Raw genomic sequence first — 19,687 nt, 5'->3', positions numbered from 1 at the left:
CTTGAAGCCGGTCGTGAAGCCGGGAAACCAGCCCGACGTTAGCGATCTCACAATGCCCGCCGTGGCGGGCCCGTCAGTAGCGCTTGGACGCCTGCGGATTCGCGGCGAGTTCCATCTCTACCTCCGAGTGGAACTTCTTCTCCACAATGAAGGACATGAGAGGGACAACGCCACCCAAGGCGAGCAGGATGAGCTTCATGAACGGCCAGCGCATGAGCGACCACAAGCGGAAGTCCGAGATGAGGTACAGCACGTACATCCAGCCGTGGACGATCAGGACTCCGACGGAAACGTTGACGCCACCCAGGACCGCCTTCGACCCAGCATCCGCGAATCCAAAACCGAAGGGCTGACCGGTGATTGCGTTGGTTCCGCCGGCAAAGAGATACACGCCGAACACATAGCGCGCAACGAGCTCGGCGCACAGGAGCAGCAGCATGGTACCGGTGAGGTAGGCCATGACTTTGTAGAATTTCAAGGCCGAGCGGATCTGGGCAGTCGTTCCGCCGAAGCGGCGCTTCTTGGCCGCGGTTGGCTTGGCGGCAGATTCTCCGGACTGTTCGGGCTGGATGGCCGGTTTGGGCTCAATCATGGCTTTACCTGTTCTGGCTTGGTACTTGCTGGCAAATCGTCTGACGGGAATTCCTCGTCGGGCTCGTCCTCGTCGTCTTCGAGGGTGCGCCGGTAGTCATCGGCCACCATGCGCCACCAGACGTAGAGGGCGAATCCTGCAAAGACCACCCATTCCACGGAGTAGAAGAGGTTGAGCCAGTTGATTTGTTGGTTGGGGGGTTGGGCCGGAATGTTCAATGGCTTCAGCTGCGTCGGAAGGGCGAGGGTCTTGCCAGCCGATACTTCCGAGGTCGCGGCGACGAAGCCGGGATAGCTTGAGACTTGCCACGTGTTGATGAGTTCCGCAACCGACACTGCAGACGCGCGGCCCGCTCCGGCGTCGACGTTTGGCACCGGCGCCTCGGACGGCAGGAGCCGCCCGGTCAGTTCGATAGTGCCCGACGGCGGAGGCCCGGCTTGGGCGGGATCGGCCACCCAGCCGCGGGCCACGGGGATCCAGGTCTTCGCGGAGGCGGCGACACCGTGCAGGACGGGGGCGCCGTCGACAGCGAACGCATTCACTACCCAGTACCCTTTTTGCCCGGCCAGAAGCCGGCCCTCCACAAGGACCTGCTTGGCGGGATCGTAACTGCCCTTGGCGCTGACCATTTGGTCCGATGCGGTGCCCGGGAAGAACGTTCCAGGCTGCAATACCCCGGCAAGCGGCTTGACTTGCTCCACCGCGGGGTTGTCAACCGGGGCGTCGCTCTGGGTGGATCTGCCGAACTGCCACTGGCTGAGCAGCACAAACACCCCGGAGAGCAGGAGCGCGAAGACAAGTCCTGCGATCCAGCGGGGCTTCAGAGCGGTTTTCAACACCCCTTAACCGTACTTCGTCAAGCTGTAGAACAGCTAAACGAACCGTCCTCCCCCAAGGGGGAGGACATCAGTGGTCGAAGAACACCAGGCTGGAGTTGATCAGTTCGGCGATGACTTCGGGATCGTGGGCGCGCCGGAGGGATTCCCGGAACGATTCCTTGGACAGCGAGCGGGCCAAGGTCGCGAGGACTTCCAGGTGGTCCGAGAACGAACTGGCCGGCGTAGCGATGAGCAGGACCAACGTGGCCGGTCCGTCGCTGGCGCCGAAGTCCAGCGAATGACCGAACTTCGTGACACCAACAGCGATGGAGACCCGGGAAACATACTCGCTGCGGGCGTGCGGAAGGCCAATGCCGCCCGGCAGTCCGGTGGCAAGCTGGTGCTCGCGCGAATTGACGACTTCGAGGAAGCCCTCAAGGTCCGTGATGCGCCCGGCCGCGTACAGCCGTTCCGCGAGCTGGCCCGCAGCATCTGTCTTGTCGACCGCTTCCATTTCAAGGATGACGGTCTCCGGCGTTGTCAGTTCGGCATCATACGGGTCCAGTGGTTCCGCCAAGTCGTCTTCCCTCCAGTGTGCCCAGCCGACCCAGGCCGCTCAGCGGAGGGGAACGATGTCATCGACGCCCATGCGCGCAGCATCGGCCGATTCGTCGTCGGGCTGCTGTTGGCTGAGCCGTTCAGCTTCCACCCGGGCCAGGTAGTGCTTGATTTCGCTTTCCCGCTGCGTGTCGCTCCAGCCAAGAATCTCTCCCATCAGCTTAGCGACAACAGGGACCGCGGAAACACCTCTGTCCCACGACTCGATCGAGATGCGGGTACGTCGTGTCAGGACATCATGGACATGCCGGGCACCCTCATGGGTCGCGGCATAGACGACCTCCGCCGCCAAATAGTCGTCGGCTCCAGGCAGCGGCTCGGCCATGGCGGGGTTGTCCTTGATGATGGCCAGGACGTCCGGGGTCATGGATCCGTAGCGGTTCAGGAGATGCTCCACCCTGGCGACATGCACTCCGGCTTCATCCGCGGTTCTTGCGCGCCGGTTCCATGCAGCTTTGAATCCCTCGGCTCCCAGGAGCGGAATGGTATCGGTGCAGCTCGCCGGTACGCGCTCGTCCATGGCCCGGGTCGCTTCGTCCACAGCGTCCTTCGCCATGACCCGGTACGTGGTGAACTTTCCACCTGCAACCACCACCAAGCCTGGAACGGGGTGCGCCACGACGTGTTCGCGTGAAAGTTTCGCCGTTGAGTCGCTCTCCCCCGCCAGCAGCGGGCGGAGGCCCGCGTAGACTCCCTCGACATCCTCACGGGTCAGGGGCCGCTTCAAGACACGGTTGACGTGTTCAAGGACATAGTCGATGTCCTTTGTGGACGCGGCGGGGTGCGCCTTGTCGAGCTTCCAGTCGGTGTCCGTTGTGCCGATGATCCAGTGCCGGCCCCACGGGATGACGAACAACACGGATTTTTCGGTCCTCAGTATCAATCCCACTGTGGATTGGAAGCGGTCGCGCGGGACCACCAGGTGGATGCCTTTGGAGGCGCGGACCTTGAGTTGGCCGCGGTCCGTCACCATGGCCTGGGTCTCGTCCGTCCAGACTCCGGTGGCGTTGACCACTTGCTTGGCGCGGACTTCGATGATGCTGCCGTCCTCCTGGTTTTCCACCTTCGCACCGACCACACGTTCGCCCTCGCGCACGAACGACACCACGCGCATCCTGTTCACGGCATGCGCTCCGTAATGTGCCGCGGTGCGGACGACATTGACCACCAGCCTGGCGTCGTCGACCTGTGCATCGTAATAGCGGATGGAACCGACGAAGGCATCGTTCTTGAGGCTGGGGGCTGCCCTCAGTGTTCCGCGCCGGAAGAGGTGTTTGTGCATGGGCACACCGCGGCTGTGGCCGGAGGTAAGGCCGAGCGTGTCGTAGAGGAAGATCCCGGCACCAACGTACGGGCGTTCCCAAAACCGCCGGGTCAGCGGGTAGAGGAACGGGACCGGCCGGACGAGGTGCGGTGCGATCTGTTGGATCAGCAGTCCGCGTTCCTGGAGGGCTTCCTGGACCAGCGCGAAGTCCAGCATTTCCAGATAGCGCAGGCCGCCGTGAATCAGTTTCGAGGATCTCGACGACGTGCCGGAAGCCCAGTCCCTGGCCTCGACCATGCCCACGGACAAGCCACGGGTCACGGCGTCCAACGCCGCCCCGGCCCCGACCACGCCTCCCCCGACGATCAGGATGTCGAGTTCCTTGCCAGGCTCGGTGGTGCCCTTGAGAACGTCGATGGATCTGGCCCGAGCGTCTGGACTCAATGCACCGCTGGATGCATCATCCCTTTGCGAACCATCTGCAACACTGCTCATTGGACGCCTCCCATCGCACAAAGCCCGTAGTTCCCCACACTACTTCTTGTCCGCGGGCTTGGGCAGGGTTTTCGCGCGACTGCTCAAGCGGCCGAATGGGCGCTACCGCCCGGAGTACGGCGAGACGACGACGTCGACGCGCTGGAACTCCTTCAGGTCCGAATAGCCGGTGGTGGCCATGGAACGGCGAAGCGCTCCGATCAGGTTGGACGTTCCGTTGGTGTGGTGGCCCGGCCCGAAGAGTACTTCTTCGAGGGGCCCGACAGTGCCGACGTTGACCCTGTCGCCGCGGGGCAGCTCAAGGTGGTGGGCTTCCTGGCCCCAGTGCCAGCCCTTGCCCGGGGCTTCTTCGGCACGTGCCAGGGCGCTGCCGAGCATGACGGCGTCGGCGCCCATGGCGATGGCTTTGACGATGTCACCCGAACTGCCCATGCCGCCGTCGGCGATCACGTGCACGTATCGTCCGCCGGATTCATCCATGTAGTCGCGGCGGGCTGCGGCGACGTCGGAAATGGCGGATGCCATGGGCGAATGGATGCCGAGCGCACGGCGCGTTGTGGTCGTCGCGCCGCCGCCAAAGCCCACCAGGACGCCGGCCGCACCGGTACGCATGAGGTGCAGTGCCGGGGTGTACCCGGCGGCTCCGCCGACGATCACCGGGACGTCGAGTTCGTAGATGAACTGCTTGAGGTTCAGTGGCTCGTGGTTCTTGGAGACGTGTTCGGCCGAGACGGTGGTGCCCCGGATGACAAAAATGTCGACGCCGGCGGCAACCACTGTTTTATAGTGCTCCTGGGTGCGCTGCGGCGTCAGCGATCCGGCCACGGTCACGCCCGAGGCCCGGATTTCCGCGAGCCTGGTGGTGATCAGTTCGGGCTGGATGGGAGCCCTGTAGAGCTCCTGCATGCGCCGAGTGACCGCCGGGCTGGCCGTTTCATCCTCAAGGGCGGAGATCTCGTCCAGCACGGACTGGGGGTCCTCGTAGCGCGTCCACAAACCCTCGAGGTCCAGCACGCCCAGGCCGCCCAGCCGGCCAAGTGCGATGGCCGTTTCAGGAGACATCGCAGAGTCCATGGGTGCGGCGATCACTGGCATCTCGAACTTGTAGGCATCAATCTGCCATGAGACGGAGACGTCCTTGGGGTCGCGCGTCCGGCGGTTGGGGACGATCGCGATGTCATCCAGGGAGTAGGCACGACGCCCACGCTTGCCACGGCCAATCTCAATCTCATAAGTCACTGCTCTAGGTTATCCCAGTGCGCCGCGATCTTCCGGCAGGGTGACGTACAGCATGACGGCGGGGGCTGCCGCGAAAACAGCCGAGCCCGCCACCTTCCTGGAGGGAGGTGGCGGGCTCGCTGAACTGCCTATGGGAAGAATGGCGCCTAGCGCGAACCGTAGTTCGGGGCCTCGACCGTCATCTGGATGTCGTGCGGGTGGGACTCCTTCAGCCCGGCCGCAGTGATGCGCACAAACTTGCCGCGTGCTTTGAGCTCTGCGATGGTCGGAGCACCCGTGTAGAACATGGTCTGGCGCAGGCCGCCCACCAGCTGGTACGCCACCGAGGAGAGCGGGCCGCGATATGCGACGCGGCCTTCGATGCCTTCCGGAATGAGCTTGTCATCGCCGGAAACGTCAGCCTGGAAATAACGGTCCTTCGAGTAGGACGTGTTCTTGCCGCGGGACTGCATGGCCCCCAGGGACCCCATGCCCCGGTAGCTCTTGAACTGCTTGCCGTTCACGAAGATCAGCTCACCCGGCGACTCGTCGCAGCCGGCCAGCAGGGAGCCCAGCATGACGGTGTCGGCACCGGCCACGAGGGCTTTGCCGATGTCGCCCGAGTACTGCAGGCCGCCGTCGGCGATCAGCGGGACTCCGGCAGGGATGGCCGCCTTCGAGGACTCATAGATGGCCGTGATCTGGGGGACGCCCACACCGGCAACCACGCGCGTGGTGCAGATGGATCCCGGGCCCACGCCCACTTTGATGCCGTCGGCGCCGGCGTCGATCAGTGCCTGGGCACCTTCACGGGTGGCGGCCTGGCCACCGATGATGTCAACGTGCGCGGCCACGGGATCGGACTTCAGGCGGGTGATCAAGTCCAGGACACCCTGCGAGTGGCCGTTGGCGGTGTCCACGAACAGTGCGTCGACGCCGGCGTCGATCAGCGTCATGGCGCGTTCCCAGCCGTCGCCGAAGAAGCCGATGGCGGCGCCGACCCGGAGGCGGCCTTCCTCGTCCTTCGTCGCGAGCGGGTACTGCTCGGCCTTGGTGAAGTCCTTCGTGGTGATGAGGCCCTTGAGGCGTCCCTGCTCGTCAACGAGGGGCAGCTTCTCGATCTTGTTGGTGGCCAGCTTGTGCGAGGCCTCTTCGCGGCTGATGCCGACGTGCCCGGTGATGAGCGGCATCTTGGTCATGACGTCGCTGACCAGCCGCAGCGGGAAGTCGGATTCCGGGACGAAGCGGGTGTCTCGGTTGGTGACGATGCCCAGCAGCCGGCCATCGGGGTCGATGACGGGGAGGCCGGAAACCCGGTACCGCGAACACAGCTCGTCCAGTTCCTGGAGGGTTGCTTCCGGGTGGATGGTCAAGGGGTTGGTGATCATCCCGGACTCGGAGCGCTTGACGCGGTCGACATGGTCGGCCTGGTCTTCGATGGACAGGTTGCGGTGGATCACGCCGAGTCCGCCCTGGCGGGCCATGGCGATGGCCATGCGGGACTCGGTGACGGTGTCCATGGCGGCGGACAGCAGCGGCGTCTGGACGGAAATCCGCTTGGAGATCCGGGAGGAAGTATCAGCTTCTGAGGGAATGACGTTGGTGTGGCCCGGCAGCAGCAGGACATCGTCGTAAGTCAGGCCGACAAAGCCAAAGGGATCGTGTTGGGGCTGGGTCATGAGTGCGCCTCTTACCTTGGTTCTGGGGGGTTGCTCTGGTAGGGGTTGCAGCTGATGACCAGCCCGTCATTACGGGACTGGCCTGTGCAGAAAGGTTCTGAATAAATAGTAGAACCTCGCCGCCGATCCCCATATTCCGCGAGGGCAATGTGAGCAACGGCACCCGGGGGGGGCTCCCGTTGTCGGACCCGGCTGGGCGTCCGGGTCCCTGACTCCGGGCGCCTAGCTCCAGCCGGTGGCGGCCAGCCACCTTTCCTTGAGCATGGGCGCCATGCTCGCAACATAGGTCTTGGAGAGGTGGTTGTTGTCCAAGTAGACAAACGTGTTGCCCACAACCCCGGGACATTCCGTGCCGTTGCAAATCAGATCGGTCATATCCAGGATGGACAAGCCCGGGTACTTCCCCTGAAGGGACGCGAGCGGGTTCTGGGCCGCCAGCAATTGCTCCTCGCTTGGATTGCAGTCGGGGCTGTGTTGACCTTTGACCGCGACGCAATCGGCCATGTTGAAATCGAACCTCGGGTTGTCCCGTACGGCGATGACGTTGATGCCCTTACCCGTGAGCATCTTCACTGTGTCTTCAAGGCCCACTGTCAGCTTTTCATCGGGCGATGAGGGCGATGCCGCCGTCCCCACCAGGAATACGGCACTCGGTGGATGCTGGTCGATCTGCTGGACGACGGCGTCGTTGAAGGCCTTGCACGGTGCGTCCAATCCGGAGGTATCCACGGTGAACGGACATGCGCCGAGCAGCAGCTGGTAGGTGCGCCACTGCTCCTGTTCGGCCACCGGAGCCACCGCGGCCAGCCATTGCTCCGCGTGGGAGTCGCCGAGCACCAGAACGGTCCGGCTGGATTCGGCCGGCTGATTGTTTTGAAGGCAAACCCCTTGGAGGAGTTTGGACGAAGGCACCAGATCTCCCGAGCATTTGCTGGGTAGATTTGCCCAGTCCTGGGCCAGCTTTTCAGCGGTGGGAAGCAGGACAGCGCTGGGACTCACTTCGTTGACGTAGCCGGGCACCAAGGCAGCGGCTCCAGGGTTGTCCTTTTGGGCTTGGTCCATGGCGATTTTGGCGGTCACGTTCTGCTGCACCGTGAAACCGATCAACGGCACAATCGCGATAGTGAGGCAGGCGACGATCGCGACGGCGGCACGTCGCCGGTTTACCTCGGGCCACTTCCATTCCCTGAACGGCTTCTCGACGAACTTGGTCGTCAGGAAGGCCAGAACCAACGCGGTGGCAATGATGACGGTCCCGGAGAGCCAGCCGGCGTGGTCCTTCCCTGTCCAGATGAGGGAGATGACCAGCAACGGCCAATGCCACAAGTACAGTGCATAGGAGTTGTCGCCCAGGCGAACGAGGGGCCGGGAGCTGAGGATCCGGTCCACTCCGAATCGGCTGCCGGTCTGGCCCGCGGCAATGATGCAGGCGGCCGCCAGGGTTGGCCAGAGTGCCACGAAGCCAGGGAACGCCGTCTGGACCTGGAGCACGATCCCGCAGCTCAGCATGGCGATAACGCCGACCCACCCCATCACCACGCGGACGTTCTTCGAGATCTTCACCATCGGCAGGACCAGGGCAGCCAGTGTTCCGAGGGCGAACTCCCACAGCCTGGCGAAAGTATCAAAGTAGGCGGTGGTCTGGTTCGACGCCGTGGCAATGATCGAGTAGGTGAGCGACACCAGGAAGATCAGCCCGAACACATACGTCAGGGCGACCCTGTAGCGGAGGGCGTACTTTCTGCAGGCCAAGGCGGCGATCGCGAAAATGACCGGCCAAAGGATGAAGACCTGGCCCTGGATCGAGAGGGACCAGAAATGCTGCAGGGGACTCGCTTGGCTGCGGTCGGCAGCGTAGTAGTTGACCGCCTCTCGCTGGAGGAGCCAGTTCTGGACGTAGAAAAGGGAGGCCCAGACCTGGTCGACCAGGGCTGCCCACCGGGTTTTGGGGAGGACCACGAAGATGGCGGCCAAAGTACCCAGGAGAACCACGACGGTTGCCGGAAGCAGCCGCCGGAACAAGTGAAGCCAATGCCTCAGCAGGTCCATGGGCCGGTGCTGCGCATAGCGGTTTGTGAACTGCAATGTCATCAAGAAGGCGGACACCAGAAGGAAAACGTCTACGCCACCGGAAACCCTGCCGAACCACACGTGGTACGTAACCACCATGAGCACCGCGAGGGAGCGCAAGCCTTGAATTTCAGGGCGAAAGTTCGGCTTTCTCCCGGTGCCACTGGAACGACGTTGCTCCTTGGTAGTAGCCGTCGTTTGCGCAGTTGACACAACAATGCCCCTCAATGACCTAGATCGAACCATAAATCTTACTGATTCGTAATAACAAGTGCCAATCGAAAATCCATTCGAGAAGCATCCATCACTCAATTAGGTCATGCTTGGCTGGACGTTGACATGGCGAATACCGAGTGCCAACTGTGGGCTCGTCCATGCCGGGACGAAGGTGGCCGGGAGCCAAACGCAGGAGGCCCGGCCCCCAAGAACGGGACCGGGCCTCCTGCGTCGGACAACCAGGATTAGTGGCTGTGGCCTGCGTGCTCGTCTTCTTCGGCCGGCTTCTCGACAACCAGGGTCTCGGTGGTGAGAACCAGGGCTGCGATGGACGCGGCGTTCTGGAGCGCGGAGCGGGTGACCTTGACGGGGTCGATCACGCCGGCGGCGATCAGGTCCTCGTACACGGCGGTCTTCGCGTTGAAGCCATGGTTGTCTTCCAGCTCGGCAACCTTGGCGACGACGACGTACCCGTCGAAGCCAGCGTTCTGGGCGATCCAGCGAAGGGGCTGGGTCAGGGCGCGCCGGACGATGCCAACGGCGGCAGCCGCGTCGCCTTCCAGTGCCTTGACGGCAGCGTCCTCGTCCAGTGCCTTGAGGGCGTGGATGAGGGCTGAACCGCCGCCGGAGACGATGCCTTCTTCAAGGGCAGCACGCGTGGAGGACACTGCGTCCTCGATACGGTGCTTCTTTTCCTTGAGTTCGACCTCGGTGGCTGCGCCGACCTTGATGACGCCGATGCCGCCGGCAAGCTTTGCAAGCCTCTCCTGCAGCTTTTCCCGGTCCCAGTCGGAGTCGGTGCGGGTCAGCTCGGCACGGATCTGGGCGACGCGTGCTGCGACGTCCTCGGGTGTGCCGGCGCCGTCAACAATGGTGGTGTTGTCCTTGGTGACGGTGATGCGGCGGGCACTGCCGAGGACCTCGAGGCCAACCTGGTCCAGGGACAGGCCGAGCTCCGGGGAGACTACCTGCGCGCCGGTCAGTGTGGCGATGTCCTGCAGCATGGCCTTGCGGCGGTCGCCGAAGCCCGGTGCCTTGACGGCGACGACGTTCAGGGTGCCGCGGATACGGTTCACGATCAGGGTGGACAGCGCTTCGCCGTCGATGTCCTCAGCAATGATGAAGAGCGGCTTGGCGGCCTGCAGGGCCTTCTCGAGGAGCGGCAGGAATTCCTGCAGCGAGGAGATCTTGCCCTGGTTGATCAAGATGAGCGCGTCTTCCAGAACAGCTTCCTGGCGTTCCGCGTCAGTGACGAAGTACGGGGACAGGTAGCCCTTGTCGAACTGCATGCCCTCGGTGAGGACCAGTTCGGTCTGCGTGGTGGAGGACTCTTCGATGGTGATGACACCATCCTTGCCGACCTTGCCGAAAGCCTCGGCGAGGAGCTCGCCAACCTCATCGCTCTGGGCGGAGATCGCGGCGACGCTGGCAACTTGCGTGCCTTCTACTTCGCGGGCGTTCTCCAGGAGGCGGGCAGCCACGGCCTGGACGGAAACCTCGATGCCACGCTTGATTTCGCCGGGGGCGGCTCCAGCGGCAACGTTGCGCAGGCCTTCCTTGACGAGGGCCTGCGCCAGCACGGTGGCCGTGGTGGTGCCGTCGCCTGCGACGTCATTGGTCTTGGTGGCGACTTCCTTGGCCAGCTGCGCGCCAAGGTTCTCATACGGGTCGTCGAGTTCGACTTCGCGGGCGATCGTCACGCCGTCGTTGGTGATGGTGGGAGCTCCCCACTTCTTGTCCAGAACGACGTTGCGGCCACGCGGGCCAAGGGTGACCTTGACGGTGTTGGCGAGCTTGTCAATGCCTGCTTCGAGCGAGCGACGGGCAGCGTCGTTAAACGCAAGCTGCTTTGCCATGGTTGTGTCCTTTCAAGACGGAAAACCCGCACCGCTGATTCGACCGGAAAAGTCCGACGTGATCTGCGATGCGGGATCCAGGGAATTACTTAACGACGATCGCCAGAACGTCGCGGGCGGACAGAACGAGGTATTCGTTGCCGCCGGTCTTGACTTCAGTTCCGCCGTACTTGGAGTAGATGACGACGTCGCCAACGGTTACGTCGACCGGAACCCGGTTGCCGTTGTCATCGAAGCGGCCGGGGCCAACTGCAACAACTTCGCCTTCCTGCGGCTTTTCCTGTGCAGTGTCCGGGATGACCAGGCCGGAAGCCGTGGTCTGCTCTGCTTCGAGCGGGCGGACAACAATGCGATCCTCGAGAGGCTTAATGGAGACCGACACTCGGATCTCTCCTTTACGTGAGGTAGTACATGGACTATCAAACCAGGGGTGCCGTGGCGTGCTTACCGTCGTCGCGGTGCCGGTAAGTGCCTGGCGGCATTAGCACCCGCCTAGGGAGAGTGCTAATCAAGACTCTATGTAAGCATTAGCACTCGGTCAAGGCGAGTGCCAGAATTCCGTCACGGGTGAACGCCCGGAGCGCCGCTTCCGGTTCGGAAGCTCATTGCCCGGCGAGGTCGTCGAAGTCGACATCCTCGCCGTCGTCGTACTCTTCCGCCGGCGCGGTTCCGCGGTTCAAGTACAGCACCAGGCCGCTCGCGAGCGCGACGACGCCGAACACCACCAGCCCGACGATCGCACCGATGCGCGCACCGGAATAGGTGTCCCGGATGTCCCGGGCCTCGTCAGTGGCGTCCTGGACGCTCTTTCCGGTCATGGAGTAGGTAGCTGCGTTGAAGGAATCGAGGAAGAAAATAATGATCAAGAGAGCGATGCAGACAACAGCAATCAAAGCACCGACGATAAGCGCCGGGCGGGCATACTTGGAAAGATTTCCGGCGAAGGGACGTCTATCGGGGACAGAGGGAGAACCATTGGCGTCGTCAGGCTGGCGTACTGGGTTGTCTTCCATGGCATCAACCCTATCCGCCCGAGTGCTCCCGGATCCCCCTCCACCCCGTATGACAGGCGAGCACTAGGCTAGTTCCCATGGCTGACACACCCCAGGACCACATTGCCCCCTTGCTGACAACGGAGGGTTGGGAACTTCTGGCATCCTTGGGACCGTACCGCGACGGCGAAGCGCTGGCCCTCAACGCCCGCCTGCGCAAGGACGGCCACTCCCCCGGGCTCGTGGCCGCCGTCCTCACCCAATCCAGGCTCCGCACCCGGGCCGAGGCCAAGTTCGGCGAATTCGCCCGGCAGATGCTCTTCACCCAAGCCGGCCTGGAGCAGGCCACCCGGCTCAATGTGGCAGCCAGGCACGCCGAGCGTTTCGCCAAGGCGGGCACGCAGCACGTAGCGGACCTGGGCTGCGGGCTCGGAGCCGACTCCATGGCCATGGCCTCGATGGACATTAAGGTCACCGCCGTGGAACTGGATGAGACCACCGCAGCGTGCGCCACCATCAACCTCATGCCTTTCCCGCATGCGTCAGTGGTGCACACTGACGCTACGTCCGTGCCCCTCGACGGGGTCGACGGCGTGTGGCTCGATCCGGCGCGCCGCACGACGTCGTCGTCGGGGACGAAACGTATCTGGGATCCGGAGGCGTTCTCGCCGCCGTTGTCCTTCGTTGAATCGCTGGCCGCTACCGGAAAGTCGGTCGGCGTCAAGATGGGTCCAGGGATGCCCCACGAATCGGTTCCGGCCGGCTGTGAGGCGCAGTGGGTCTCGGTGGGAGGGGACGTCACCGAAGTAACGCTGTGGTTCAACGACGTCGCCCGTCCCGGCATCCGCCGTGCGGCACTGGTGCTCGGGCCGCAGGGCGCAGCCGAGATCACCAGCGGCGAAGATTTCGACGGCGGCCCGGTGCCCGGCGTCGGACCTGTGGAGGGGTACCTCTATGAACCGGACGGCGCGGTGATCCGCGCCGGACTGGTGGCCGACGTCGCACTCCGGTTGGGCGGGCACCTGGTGGACCGACACATCGCCTACATTTGCGCTCCGGAGCTGGTGGAGACCCCTTTCGCCCGCGCCTACAAAGTCCTGGAGGTCATGCCGTTGAACGTCAAGGCCCTCAAGTCCTGGGTGAAGGCCAACGGCATCGGTGTGCTGGACATCAAGAAGCGCGGTACCTCCGTCACCCCCGAGGAACTGCGGAAACAATTGCTGCCGGCCGGAAAGGGCTCGGCGAAAGGCCGCGGCAACAAGACAGCCACCCTGGTCCTCACGCGGATCGGCGAGGAAAAGGTGGCTGTTGTGGTGGAGCCGGTAGCGGCCGACTAGCTTGCGCCAAGCCAGGCCCGTGGCGCCTTACTGGGCTCGCGTGAACTCTTCGGCAGCGGCCACTTGCTCCGGAGTAGGCGTGATGCCGGTGTAGAGCACGAACTGTTCGAGCGCCTGGATCGTGGCCACCTCGGCGCCGCTGATGACGGTCTTTCCTGCCGCACGGCCAGCCTTGATGAGCGGCGTCTCTGCAGGGAGGGCGACGACGTCGAACACCACCTGCGCGGCCGCGACCGCCGCTTCGGGGAAGGACAGCGAGCCGGACTCGGGTCCGTCGGCCATCCCGATCGGCGTGACGTTGACGATCACGTCCGCGGTCGACTCCCCGACTTCGGCCTGCCAGTCGAAGCCGTAGAGCGCCGCGAGGGATTGTCCGGACTTCTCGTTCCGCGCAACCACCGTGACGCGAGAGAATCCGGCGTCGCGGAAGGCTGCCGCGGTGGCCTTGGCCATGCCGCCGGAACCGCGGAGCAGCACGGACGACGCCGGGTCGATCGCGTTGCGCTCGATCAGCTGGGCGATCGCGGTGTAGTCGGTGTTGTAGGCCGTGAGTACGCCATCGTCGTTCACGATCGTGTTGACCGAGTCGATAGCCGCGGCCGATGCGTCCATGCGGTCGACCAGGGCGATGACGTCTTCCTTGTACGGCATTGAGACGGCGCAGCCGCGGATGCCCAGGCCGCGCACGCCGGCGATCGCGTTCGGAAGGTCAGCGGGAGCGAAGGCTTTGTAGATCCAGTTCAGGCCGAGCGCCTCGTAGAGGAAGTTGTGGAAACGCGTTCCGTTGTTGCTCGGCCGGGCAGAGAGTGAAATGCAAAGCGTCATGTCTTTGTTGAGGATCGGCATAACGGGGCTTCCTTCGCGTAGCGGGTTCTCTGCCCAGCCTAGACGGGGAGCTAGCCTTGGCGCGCCTTGAAGCGCGGGTTCAGCTTGTTGATGACAAAGGTGCGGCCTCGCCGACGCACCACTTGCGCGCCGGGAACCTTCTTGAGGGCACGCAGCGAATTCCTGACTTTCATGGGGTTCTCCTTCTCGGGTTCGGGGTTGCAGTATAGATGCAAATCATTCTCATTAGCAAGCGGCTTTGCTTTCCTTTTCCCTCGCGGTACCCGTCATGCGGTACCGTACCGCCCCTGCATTAGACTTGAGCCAACCGCTGACGGCCCCACGGCGGGCATTGCTCAGGGCGTTTTGGCAAATACCGAGGGGACCCACGTGCAGATTGATTTCGCTTCATCCAGGCAGTCGACCCTGGGGGTGGAATGGGAACTCGCGCTCGTCAACGCACGCACCGGCGAACTGGTCTCCGTCGCAAACGAGGTGCTGCGTGGCGTCGCATCGCGGCACCCGGACCTCAACGAAGACGACGAGCATCCGCACATCAAACGTGAGCTGCTCCTGAACACCGTCGAACTTGTCACGGGCGTGTGCAACACCGTCAAGGAAGCCAAGGAAGACCTGGCCCGCTCGCTGCAGGCTGTCAGGGAAGTCACCGACCCCATGGGCGTGGAACTTTTCTGCGCTGGCAGCCATCCCTTCAGCCCGCCGCAGCTTCAGCCCGTCTCGGACAAAGAGCGCTATGCCAAGCTGATTGACCGGACCCAATGGTGGGGACGGCAAATGGTCATTTATGGAGTCCACGTCCATGTCGGCCTCGACCGGAGGGACAAGGCGCTCCCCATCCTCGACGGGTTGGTCAACTACTTCCCCCATTTCCAGGCATTGTCCGCTTCCAGCCCGTTCTGGGGTGGCGAAGACACCGGCTATGCGTCACAGCGCGCCCTGATGTTCCAGCAACTGCCCACGGCCGGATTGCCATTCCAGTTCCCCAGTTGGGCCGAATACGAGTCCTATGTCCAGGACATGTTCACTACCGGAGTGATCGACACCCTGTCTGAAATCCGCTGGGACATCCGGCCCGTGCCGAACCTGGGCACTATCGAGATGCGCATTTGCGATGGCCTCGCCACGCTCGAGCAAGTCGGCGCCGTTGCGGCCCTGACCCAATGCCTCGTGGACGAGTTCTCCACGATCCTGGACAACGGCGGCAGCATTCCGACCATGCCGCCATGGCACATCCAGGAAAACAAGTGGCGCGCCGCCCGTTACGGCATGGACGCGATCATCATCCTCGATGCCGAAGGCAACGAGCAACTCGTCACTGAGCACCTGAAGGAAACGCTGCTGCGTCTGGCGCCTGTCGCGGAAAAGCTGGGTTGCTCGGCGGAACTGGCCGACGTCGAAAAGATCATCGCCCGCGGAGCAGGCTACCAGCGCCAGCGCCGCGTCGCCGCCCAGCACGACGGCGATCTTCACGCGGTCGTGCAGGATCTCGTGGAGCAAATGAGGTCCGTTCCGACCGCATAGCGCTGCTGTCCGGCCACCGGCCGGGTCCCGTGCCTACACCGAAACCGTGGTCACCGGCAGGGAGGAATCCGGAGCGAAAGCAACGCCGCTGGGACCGATTCCGGCCATGATGAGCTGCGCGCCCAGGGCAGCAACCATGGCTCCATTGTCGGTACACAGTGACAGCGGCGGCACATGCAGGGTGATCCCCGCCGCGGCGCAGCGTTGCCCTGTCAGTTCACGGAGCCGGGAGTTGGCAGCGACGCCACCACCCAGCAGGAGATCCGTGATGCGGTTCTCCTTGCAGGCCAGCACAGCCTTGGACGTGATGACGTCCACCACCGCCTCCTGGAACGCGGCGGCGATATCGGCGACGGGAACGTCCTCGCCCCGGGCTTCGAATTGTTCAACACAGCGCGCGACGGCGGTCTTGAGCCCGCTGAAGGACCAATCGTAGCGGTGGGGTCCCGGTTCCTCCGCGGTCCCCATGTACTTCGGTTGCGTCAGGCCGCGCGGGAAACGGATGGCCTTGGCGTTGCCGTGCTTGGCGAGTTTGTCGATGGCCGGTCCGCCCGGGTAGCCAAGGCCCAGGAGCCTGGCGACCTTGTCGTAGGCCTCGCCTGCGGCGTCGTCGATGGTGGAACCAAGCATCTCGACGTCGTCGGTGATGCTGCGGATGCGCAGGATTTCCGTGTGTCCGCCCGAAACGAGCAGCGCTCCGAGATTTTCCGGCAGCCGAGCGCCTGAACCGAGTCCCCCCGTGCCGCCACCGGCGCCGTCAAGGAGCCCGACGCCGACGTGCGCCACCAAGTGGTTGATCGCGTAGAGCGGCTTGCCCGTGGCAACAGAGAGCGCCTTGGCCGCGCAGACGCCCACCATGAGCGCGCCCGCCAAGCCGGGTCCGGAGGTCACGGCGATGGCGTCGATATCGTCCAGCGCCACCCTTGCTTCGTGCAAGGCCTCCTGCAGCGTGGGAACAAAAGCGTCCAGGTGCGCGCGCGAAGCGATCTCCGGAATGACGCCGCCGAAACGGACGTGCTCATCCATCGAGGAAGACACCGTGTTGGTCAGTAGCGTGGTTCCGCGGACGATCCCGACGCCGGTTTCGTCGCAGGAGGATTCGATCCCCAGCACGAGCGGCTGGACGGTGCCGGGCTGATTCACGTGGCCGGGGTGGTTCATGCCGGTATTCCTTCAGTCAATGTCAACCTCATGATGAGGGCGTCCGTGCCGTCGCGGTAGTACCGCCTGCGCACGTGGATCTGCTCGAAGCCGAACCGCACGTACAGTGCCTGCGCTCGTGGATTGTCCGCGCGGACCTCCAGGAGCACTTCCACCGCGCCCCGCCGTCGGGCCTCTTCGATCAGTTCCGTGAGGATGGCGGAGCCAATTCCCCTGCCTTCGAATTCGGGCACGACGGCGATTGTCTGGACGTCCGCGATCGGCTCGATGCACATGAGCCCGGCGTAGGCCACGATCTTTCCGTCGGCTTCGGCCACGACGTAACGGCGGGTATCTATCTGGGCAAGTTCGTCGAAGAACATCTGCATCGGCCACGCGTCCACCGGGAAGAGCCGGCGCTCGAGGACCTCGACCGCGGTGACGTCGTCAGGGGTCATGTTACGCAAGGTCACGCCGTCGAGCTTGAATTGGTACGAGGGGTTCACAAGGCACGCTTCCTGGGGCCGGGCACTTGCGCGTCGGATTCCCGCAAATACAAGGGTGTGGAGTCCGGCAGCTTTTCGCCCGCAGTGAGCAAGGCCATGGCGAACTGGCCCAACGAGGCTGCGTCGGGCTGGGTGGTGCTGAATTCCTCGTTCGCGTTGACGACATCCGCGTAGATGCCGCCGCCGGCGCCGAAGACCGGTAGATCGGGCAACTCCGAGGCGAACCCGACGTGCGGACCGTCCACGAGTTGCGGAAGTTGGCCTTCCGTGAGCGTGTAGCGCGCCCAGTAGACCTCCTTGCGACGGGCGTCCGTGGCCACCAGGAACTCTGCCTGCGCCTCTGTTGACTCTGCCACTTCCAAAGCGATCGCATCCAGGCTCATGAGCCCGAAAAGAGGCTTGTTCCACGCAAACGCCAAAGTGCGGGCGGTCGCAATCCCCGAGCGAAGCCCGGTGAACGGCCCGGGGCCGACGCCGGTGACGATGAGGTCGAGGTCTGCACCGCTTACGCCCGCGTCGCCCAGGAGTTTCTCGATGCCTGGCGCCAGGACCTCAGCGTGGCTGCGGGTGTCCTCCGTGGCGAAGGATTCCACCACGCCCTCCATGGCATCGTCCGAGATGAGTGCCGCACTCGCCACGGCCGAAGTATCAATGGCCAAGATCAGCATCAGGCGTTCTCCTCCAATATTCCGGGCACGGCGCTCCAACGAGGGCCAAAGCCGCGGAAAACGATGGTGCGGGGTTCGTCGTCGTCCTCCGGGTCGAAGTCCAGTACGGCGTCCTGCCCCGCCTCCGGGCGGGTTACCGCCGTATCCGCGCCGCCCACGGTCCGGTGCATCTCGATGTCCAGGCGGCTATCCGAAAGGTGTTCCACGCGCTCCCGCCCCCATTCGACAACCGTCACGGAGTTGTCCATGGTGTTTTCGAGGTCGATGTCGTCGATTTCCGCGGCGGACCCCAGCCGGTAGGCATCGACGTGGACCAGGTCGGGACCGCCGGGGCGCGGCCCGTCCGGCAGGTTCGGGTGGATGCGCACCAGGACGAACGTAGGTGAAATGACGCCGGCCCGGACACCCAGTCCTTCGCCGAGTCCCTGCGTGAAAGTGGTCTTGCCGGCACCGAGTTCGCCTGTCAGGACGAGCAGGTCACCGGGCTCAAGGACCCCGGCGAGCGCCGAACCCAAAGCGTGCGTCTGCTCCGCCGTCGCGACCTTGACCGTCCGTTCCCACAAGGCCTCAGTCAACGGGGCCTTGCTAATCGACGGCCCGCTCACCGGGCATCCGTCCCCGGGATCTCATTGATGTAGATGCGGGGCACGCGCGGGCTGATGCGCGTGACAATCTCATAGTTATTGGTTCCCGCCGCGGCGGCCCAGTCGTCCGCCGTCGGGCCGTCGCCGGCGCCGGCACCGAACATGACGGCTTCGGCACCCAGCCAGCCGGCTTCGTCTGTTACCGGCTTCCCCAGGTCGATGACCATCTGGTCCATCGCGATGCGGCCGACCACGGGGTAGTTGACTCCATTGACCCGCACCGGTCCGCCGGTGGCGACGCGCGGCACGCCGTCGGCGTAGCCGAGGGGGATCAGGCCCAAGGAACTCTCGCTGGACGTCCGGTAGTCGAGGCCATAGGACACCCCCTGGCCTTCGGGCACCCGCTTGCAGTTGGAAACGAGGGTGCGCACCGTCATGGCGGGGCGCAGGCCGAGTTCCGCCGAGCTTTGTCCTTCGAAAGGTGACAGCCCGTAGAGCCCGAGCCCTACGCGGACGAGGTCGAAGTGGGCATCCGGGCGCGACAGCGTACCGGGCGTGTTGGCCAGGTGCCGGACTTCGGTGTCCACTCCGGCGTCCTCCGCCACCGCAATCGCTTCCCGGAAGGCTGCCAACTGTTCATCGGTCTCGGGACGGTGGGGCTCATCGGCCACAGCCAAGTGCGAGAAGATGCCCACCACGCGCAGGAGGCCCTCGTCCTGGTACTCCATGGCCTGGCCCACCACCCGGTCCCACTGGGCGATCGTGGAGCCGTTGCGGCCCAGGCCAGTGTCAACCTTGAGGTGGATGCGGGCCGGGCGTTCCTGCTCGCGTGCCGCGGCGACCACCGCGTCCAGCTCCCAGCCGGAAATCCCGACGTCGACGCCGGCGGCAACCGCCGCTTGGAAGTTGCTTTGGCTGGTGTGCAGCCAGGCCAGCATGGGGGCGTCTATTCCAGCAGCGCGCAGCGCCAAAGCCTCCGAAATGTGGGCAACACCGAGCCAGCGGGCACCGGCTTCGAGGGCTGCCCGCGCCACCTGCACCGCGCCGTGGCCGTAAGCGTCGGCCTTGACCACGGCCATGACGCTTGCGGGCGAGGCAATGGCCACGAACTGGCGTACGTTGTGCCGGATGGCGTCCAGGTCAATGACGGCTGATCGTTCGAGGACCGTTGCCGAACCCGATCTCTTCAAGGGCTCGAAACTGGCAGCTGCTTCGTAAGTCACCCTCACGATTCTAGTGCCGCAACGACATGCGGGTTGACTGGAGC

19 protein-coding genes are annotated in these 19,687 nt (G+C 64.2%); 2 read left to right on the top strand and 17 right to left on the bottom strand.

The window, feature by feature from the left end; translation table 11 throughout:
- Window positions 1–73: 73 nt before the first annotated feature.
- The 10 genes from BMF89_RS16405 to BMF89_RS16360 form a co-directional block, all read right to left on the bottom strand.
- Window positions 74–592: a DUF3817 domain-containing protein gene (locus BMF89_RS16405; RefSeq protein ID WP_078108146.1), complete on the bottom strand. Its 519-nt coding sequence runs from the start codon at window positions 590–592 to the stop codon at window positions 74–76.
- A complete protein-coding gene (locus BMF89_RS16400) occupies window positions 589–1,431 on the bottom strand; it encodes an SURF1 family protein (protein ID WP_078108145.1) in 843 nt (280 codons plus the stop codon). Before BMF89_RS16400 ends, BMF89_RS16405 begins: the two co-directional genes overlap by 4 nt.
- Window positions 1,432–1,498: 67 nt before the next feature.
- Window positions 1,499–1,987, bottom strand: coding sequence for a PTS sugar transporter subunit IIA (locus BMF89_RS16395; protein ID WP_059387422.1), 489 nt, complete (start codon window positions 1,985–1,987; stop codon window positions 1,499–1,501).
- Between the two features lie 39 nt (window positions 1,988–2,026).
- Complete coding sequence (locus BMF89_RS16390; protein ID WP_078108144.1) at window positions 2,027–3,787, bottom strand: glycerol-3-phosphate dehydrogenase/oxidase; 1,761 nt, start codon at window positions 3,785–3,787, stop codon at window positions 2,027–2,029.
- Between the two features lie 102 nt (window positions 3,788–3,889).
- Window positions 3,890–5,026, bottom strand: coding sequence for a GuaB3 family IMP dehydrogenase-related protein (locus BMF89_RS16385; RefSeq protein WP_078108143.1), 1,137 nt, complete (start codon window positions 5,024–5,026; stop codon window positions 3,890–3,892).
- Between the two features lie 146 nt (window positions 5,027–5,172).
- Window positions 5,173–6,684 carry an IMP dehydrogenase gene (gene guaB / locus BMF89_RS16380; RefSeq protein ID WP_078108142.1) on the bottom strand — a complete coding sequence of 504 codons (1,512 nt, stop codon included), beginning with the start codon at window positions 6,682–6,684 and terminating at the stop codon, window positions 5,173–5,175.
- Between the two features lie 222 nt (window positions 6,685–6,906).
- A complete protein-coding gene (locus BMF89_RS16375) occupies window positions 6,907–9,000 on the bottom strand; it encodes an acyltransferase family protein (RefSeq protein WP_078108141.1) in 2,094 nt (697 codons plus the stop codon).
- A gap of 215 nt (window positions 9,001–9,215) precedes the next feature.
- Window positions 9,216–10,826, bottom strand: coding sequence for a chaperonin GroEL (groL, locus tag BMF89_RS16370; RefSeq protein WP_078108140.1), 1,611 nt, complete (start codon window positions 10,824–10,826; stop codon window positions 9,216–9,218).
- Window positions 10,827–10,911: 85 nt separating this feature from the next.
- The gene (groES, locus tag BMF89_RS16365; protein WP_028265041.1) at window positions 10,912–11,208 is read right to left on the bottom strand and encodes a co-chaperone GroES; all 297 of its coding nucleotides are present in this window, start codon (window positions 11,206–11,208) and stop codon (window positions 10,912–10,914) included.
- A gap of 220 nt (window positions 11,209–11,428) precedes the next feature.
- On the bottom strand, window positions 11,429–11,839 hold the full coding sequence (locus tag BMF89_RS16360) for a hypothetical protein (protein WP_253190852.1): 411 nt from the start codon (window positions 11,837–11,839) through the stop codon (window positions 11,429–11,431).
- A 77-nt stretch (window positions 11,840–11,916) separates the two neighbouring features.
- On the opposite strand from BMF89_RS16360, the gene BMF89_RS16355 reads away from it, so the two are divergent.
- Window positions 11,917–13,155: a class I SAM-dependent methyltransferase gene (locus BMF89_RS16355; RefSeq protein ID WP_078108139.1), complete on the top strand. Its 1,239-nt coding sequence runs from the start codon at window positions 11,917–11,919 to the stop codon at window positions 13,153–13,155.
- Between the two features lie 27 nt (window positions 13,156–13,182).
- Here the strand turns inward: BMF89_RS16355 and BMF89_RS16350 are convergent, their stop codons facing one another.
- Together BMF89_RS16350 and ykgO are read right to left on the bottom strand one after the other, a co-directional pair.
- Window positions 13,183–14,001 carry a shikimate 5-dehydrogenase gene (locus tag BMF89_RS16350; protein WP_078108138.1) on the bottom strand — a complete coding sequence of 273 codons (819 nt, stop codon included), beginning with the start codon at window positions 13,999–14,001 and terminating at the stop codon, window positions 13,183–13,185.
- A 50-nt stretch (window positions 14,002–14,051) separates the two neighbouring features.
- On the bottom strand, window positions 14,052–14,174 hold the full coding sequence (gene ykgO, locus BMF89_RS16345) for a type B 50S ribosomal protein L36 (RefSeq protein WP_059387417.1): 123 nt from the start codon (window positions 14,172–14,174) through the stop codon (window positions 14,052–14,054).
- Window positions 14,175–14,370: 196 nt separating this feature from the next.
- Here ykgO and BMF89_RS16340 point away from each other — a divergent pair, with 196 nt between their 5' ends.
- A complete protein-coding gene (locus BMF89_RS16340; protein ID WP_078108137.1) occupies window positions 14,371–15,522 on the top strand; it encodes a glutamate--cysteine ligase in 1,152 nt (383 codons plus the stop codon).
- Between the two features lie 33 nt (window positions 15,523–15,555).
- On the opposite strand, the gene tsaD is transcribed toward BMF89_RS16340, so the two are convergent.
- The 5 genes from tsaD to alr are packed head-to-tail and all read right to left on the bottom strand — an operon-like array spanning window position 15,556 to window position 19,610.
- Window positions 15,556–16,683 (bottom strand): tRNA (adenosine(37)-N6)-threonylcarbamoyltransferase complex transferase subunit TsaD, encoded by a 1,128-nt coding sequence (gene tsaD, locus BMF89_RS16335; RefSeq protein ID WP_078108136.1) that lies wholly within the window; start codon window positions 16,681–16,683, stop codon window positions 15,556–15,558.
- Entirely contained in the window at window positions 16,680–17,168 is a 489-nt protein-coding gene (rimI, locus tag BMF89_RS16330; RefSeq protein ID WP_139359707.1) for a ribosomal protein S18-alanine N-acetyltransferase, read from the bottom strand. Before rimI ends, tsaD begins: the two co-directional genes overlap by 4 nt.
- Complete coding sequence (tsaB, locus tag BMF89_RS16325; RefSeq protein ID WP_078108135.1) at window positions 17,165–17,836, bottom strand: tRNA (adenosine(37)-N6)-threonylcarbamoyltransferase complex dimerization subunit type 1 TsaB; 672 nt, start codon at window positions 17,834–17,836, stop codon at window positions 17,165–17,167. The genes rimI and tsaB overlap by 4 nt, the downstream gene beginning before the upstream one ends.
- On the bottom strand, window positions 17,836–18,411 hold the full coding sequence (gene tsaE, locus BMF89_RS16320; protein ID WP_078108189.1) for a tRNA (adenosine(37)-N6)-threonylcarbamoyltransferase complex ATPase subunit type 1 TsaE: 576 nt from the start codon (window positions 18,409–18,411) through the stop codon (window positions 17,836–17,838). Before tsaE ends, tsaB begins: the two co-directional genes overlap by 1 nt.
- A gap of 26 nt (window positions 18,412–18,437) precedes the next feature.
- Window positions 18,438–19,610 carry an alanine racemase gene (gene alr / locus BMF89_RS16315; RefSeq protein WP_253190859.1) on the bottom strand — a complete coding sequence of 391 codons (1,173 nt, stop codon included), beginning with the start codon at window positions 19,608–19,610 and terminating at the stop codon, window positions 18,438–18,440.
- Between the last annotated feature and the right edge of the window lie 77 nt (window positions 19,611–19,687).

Origin of the sequence: Arthrobacter sp. SRS-W-1-2016 (assembly GCF_002009585.1) — a bacterium.
Lineage (GTDB): Bacteria > Actinomycetota > Actinomycetes > Actinomycetales > Micrococcaceae > Arthrobacter > Arthrobacter bambusae_A.
This window is presented reverse-complemented; position numbering and strand designations above follow the sequence as displayed.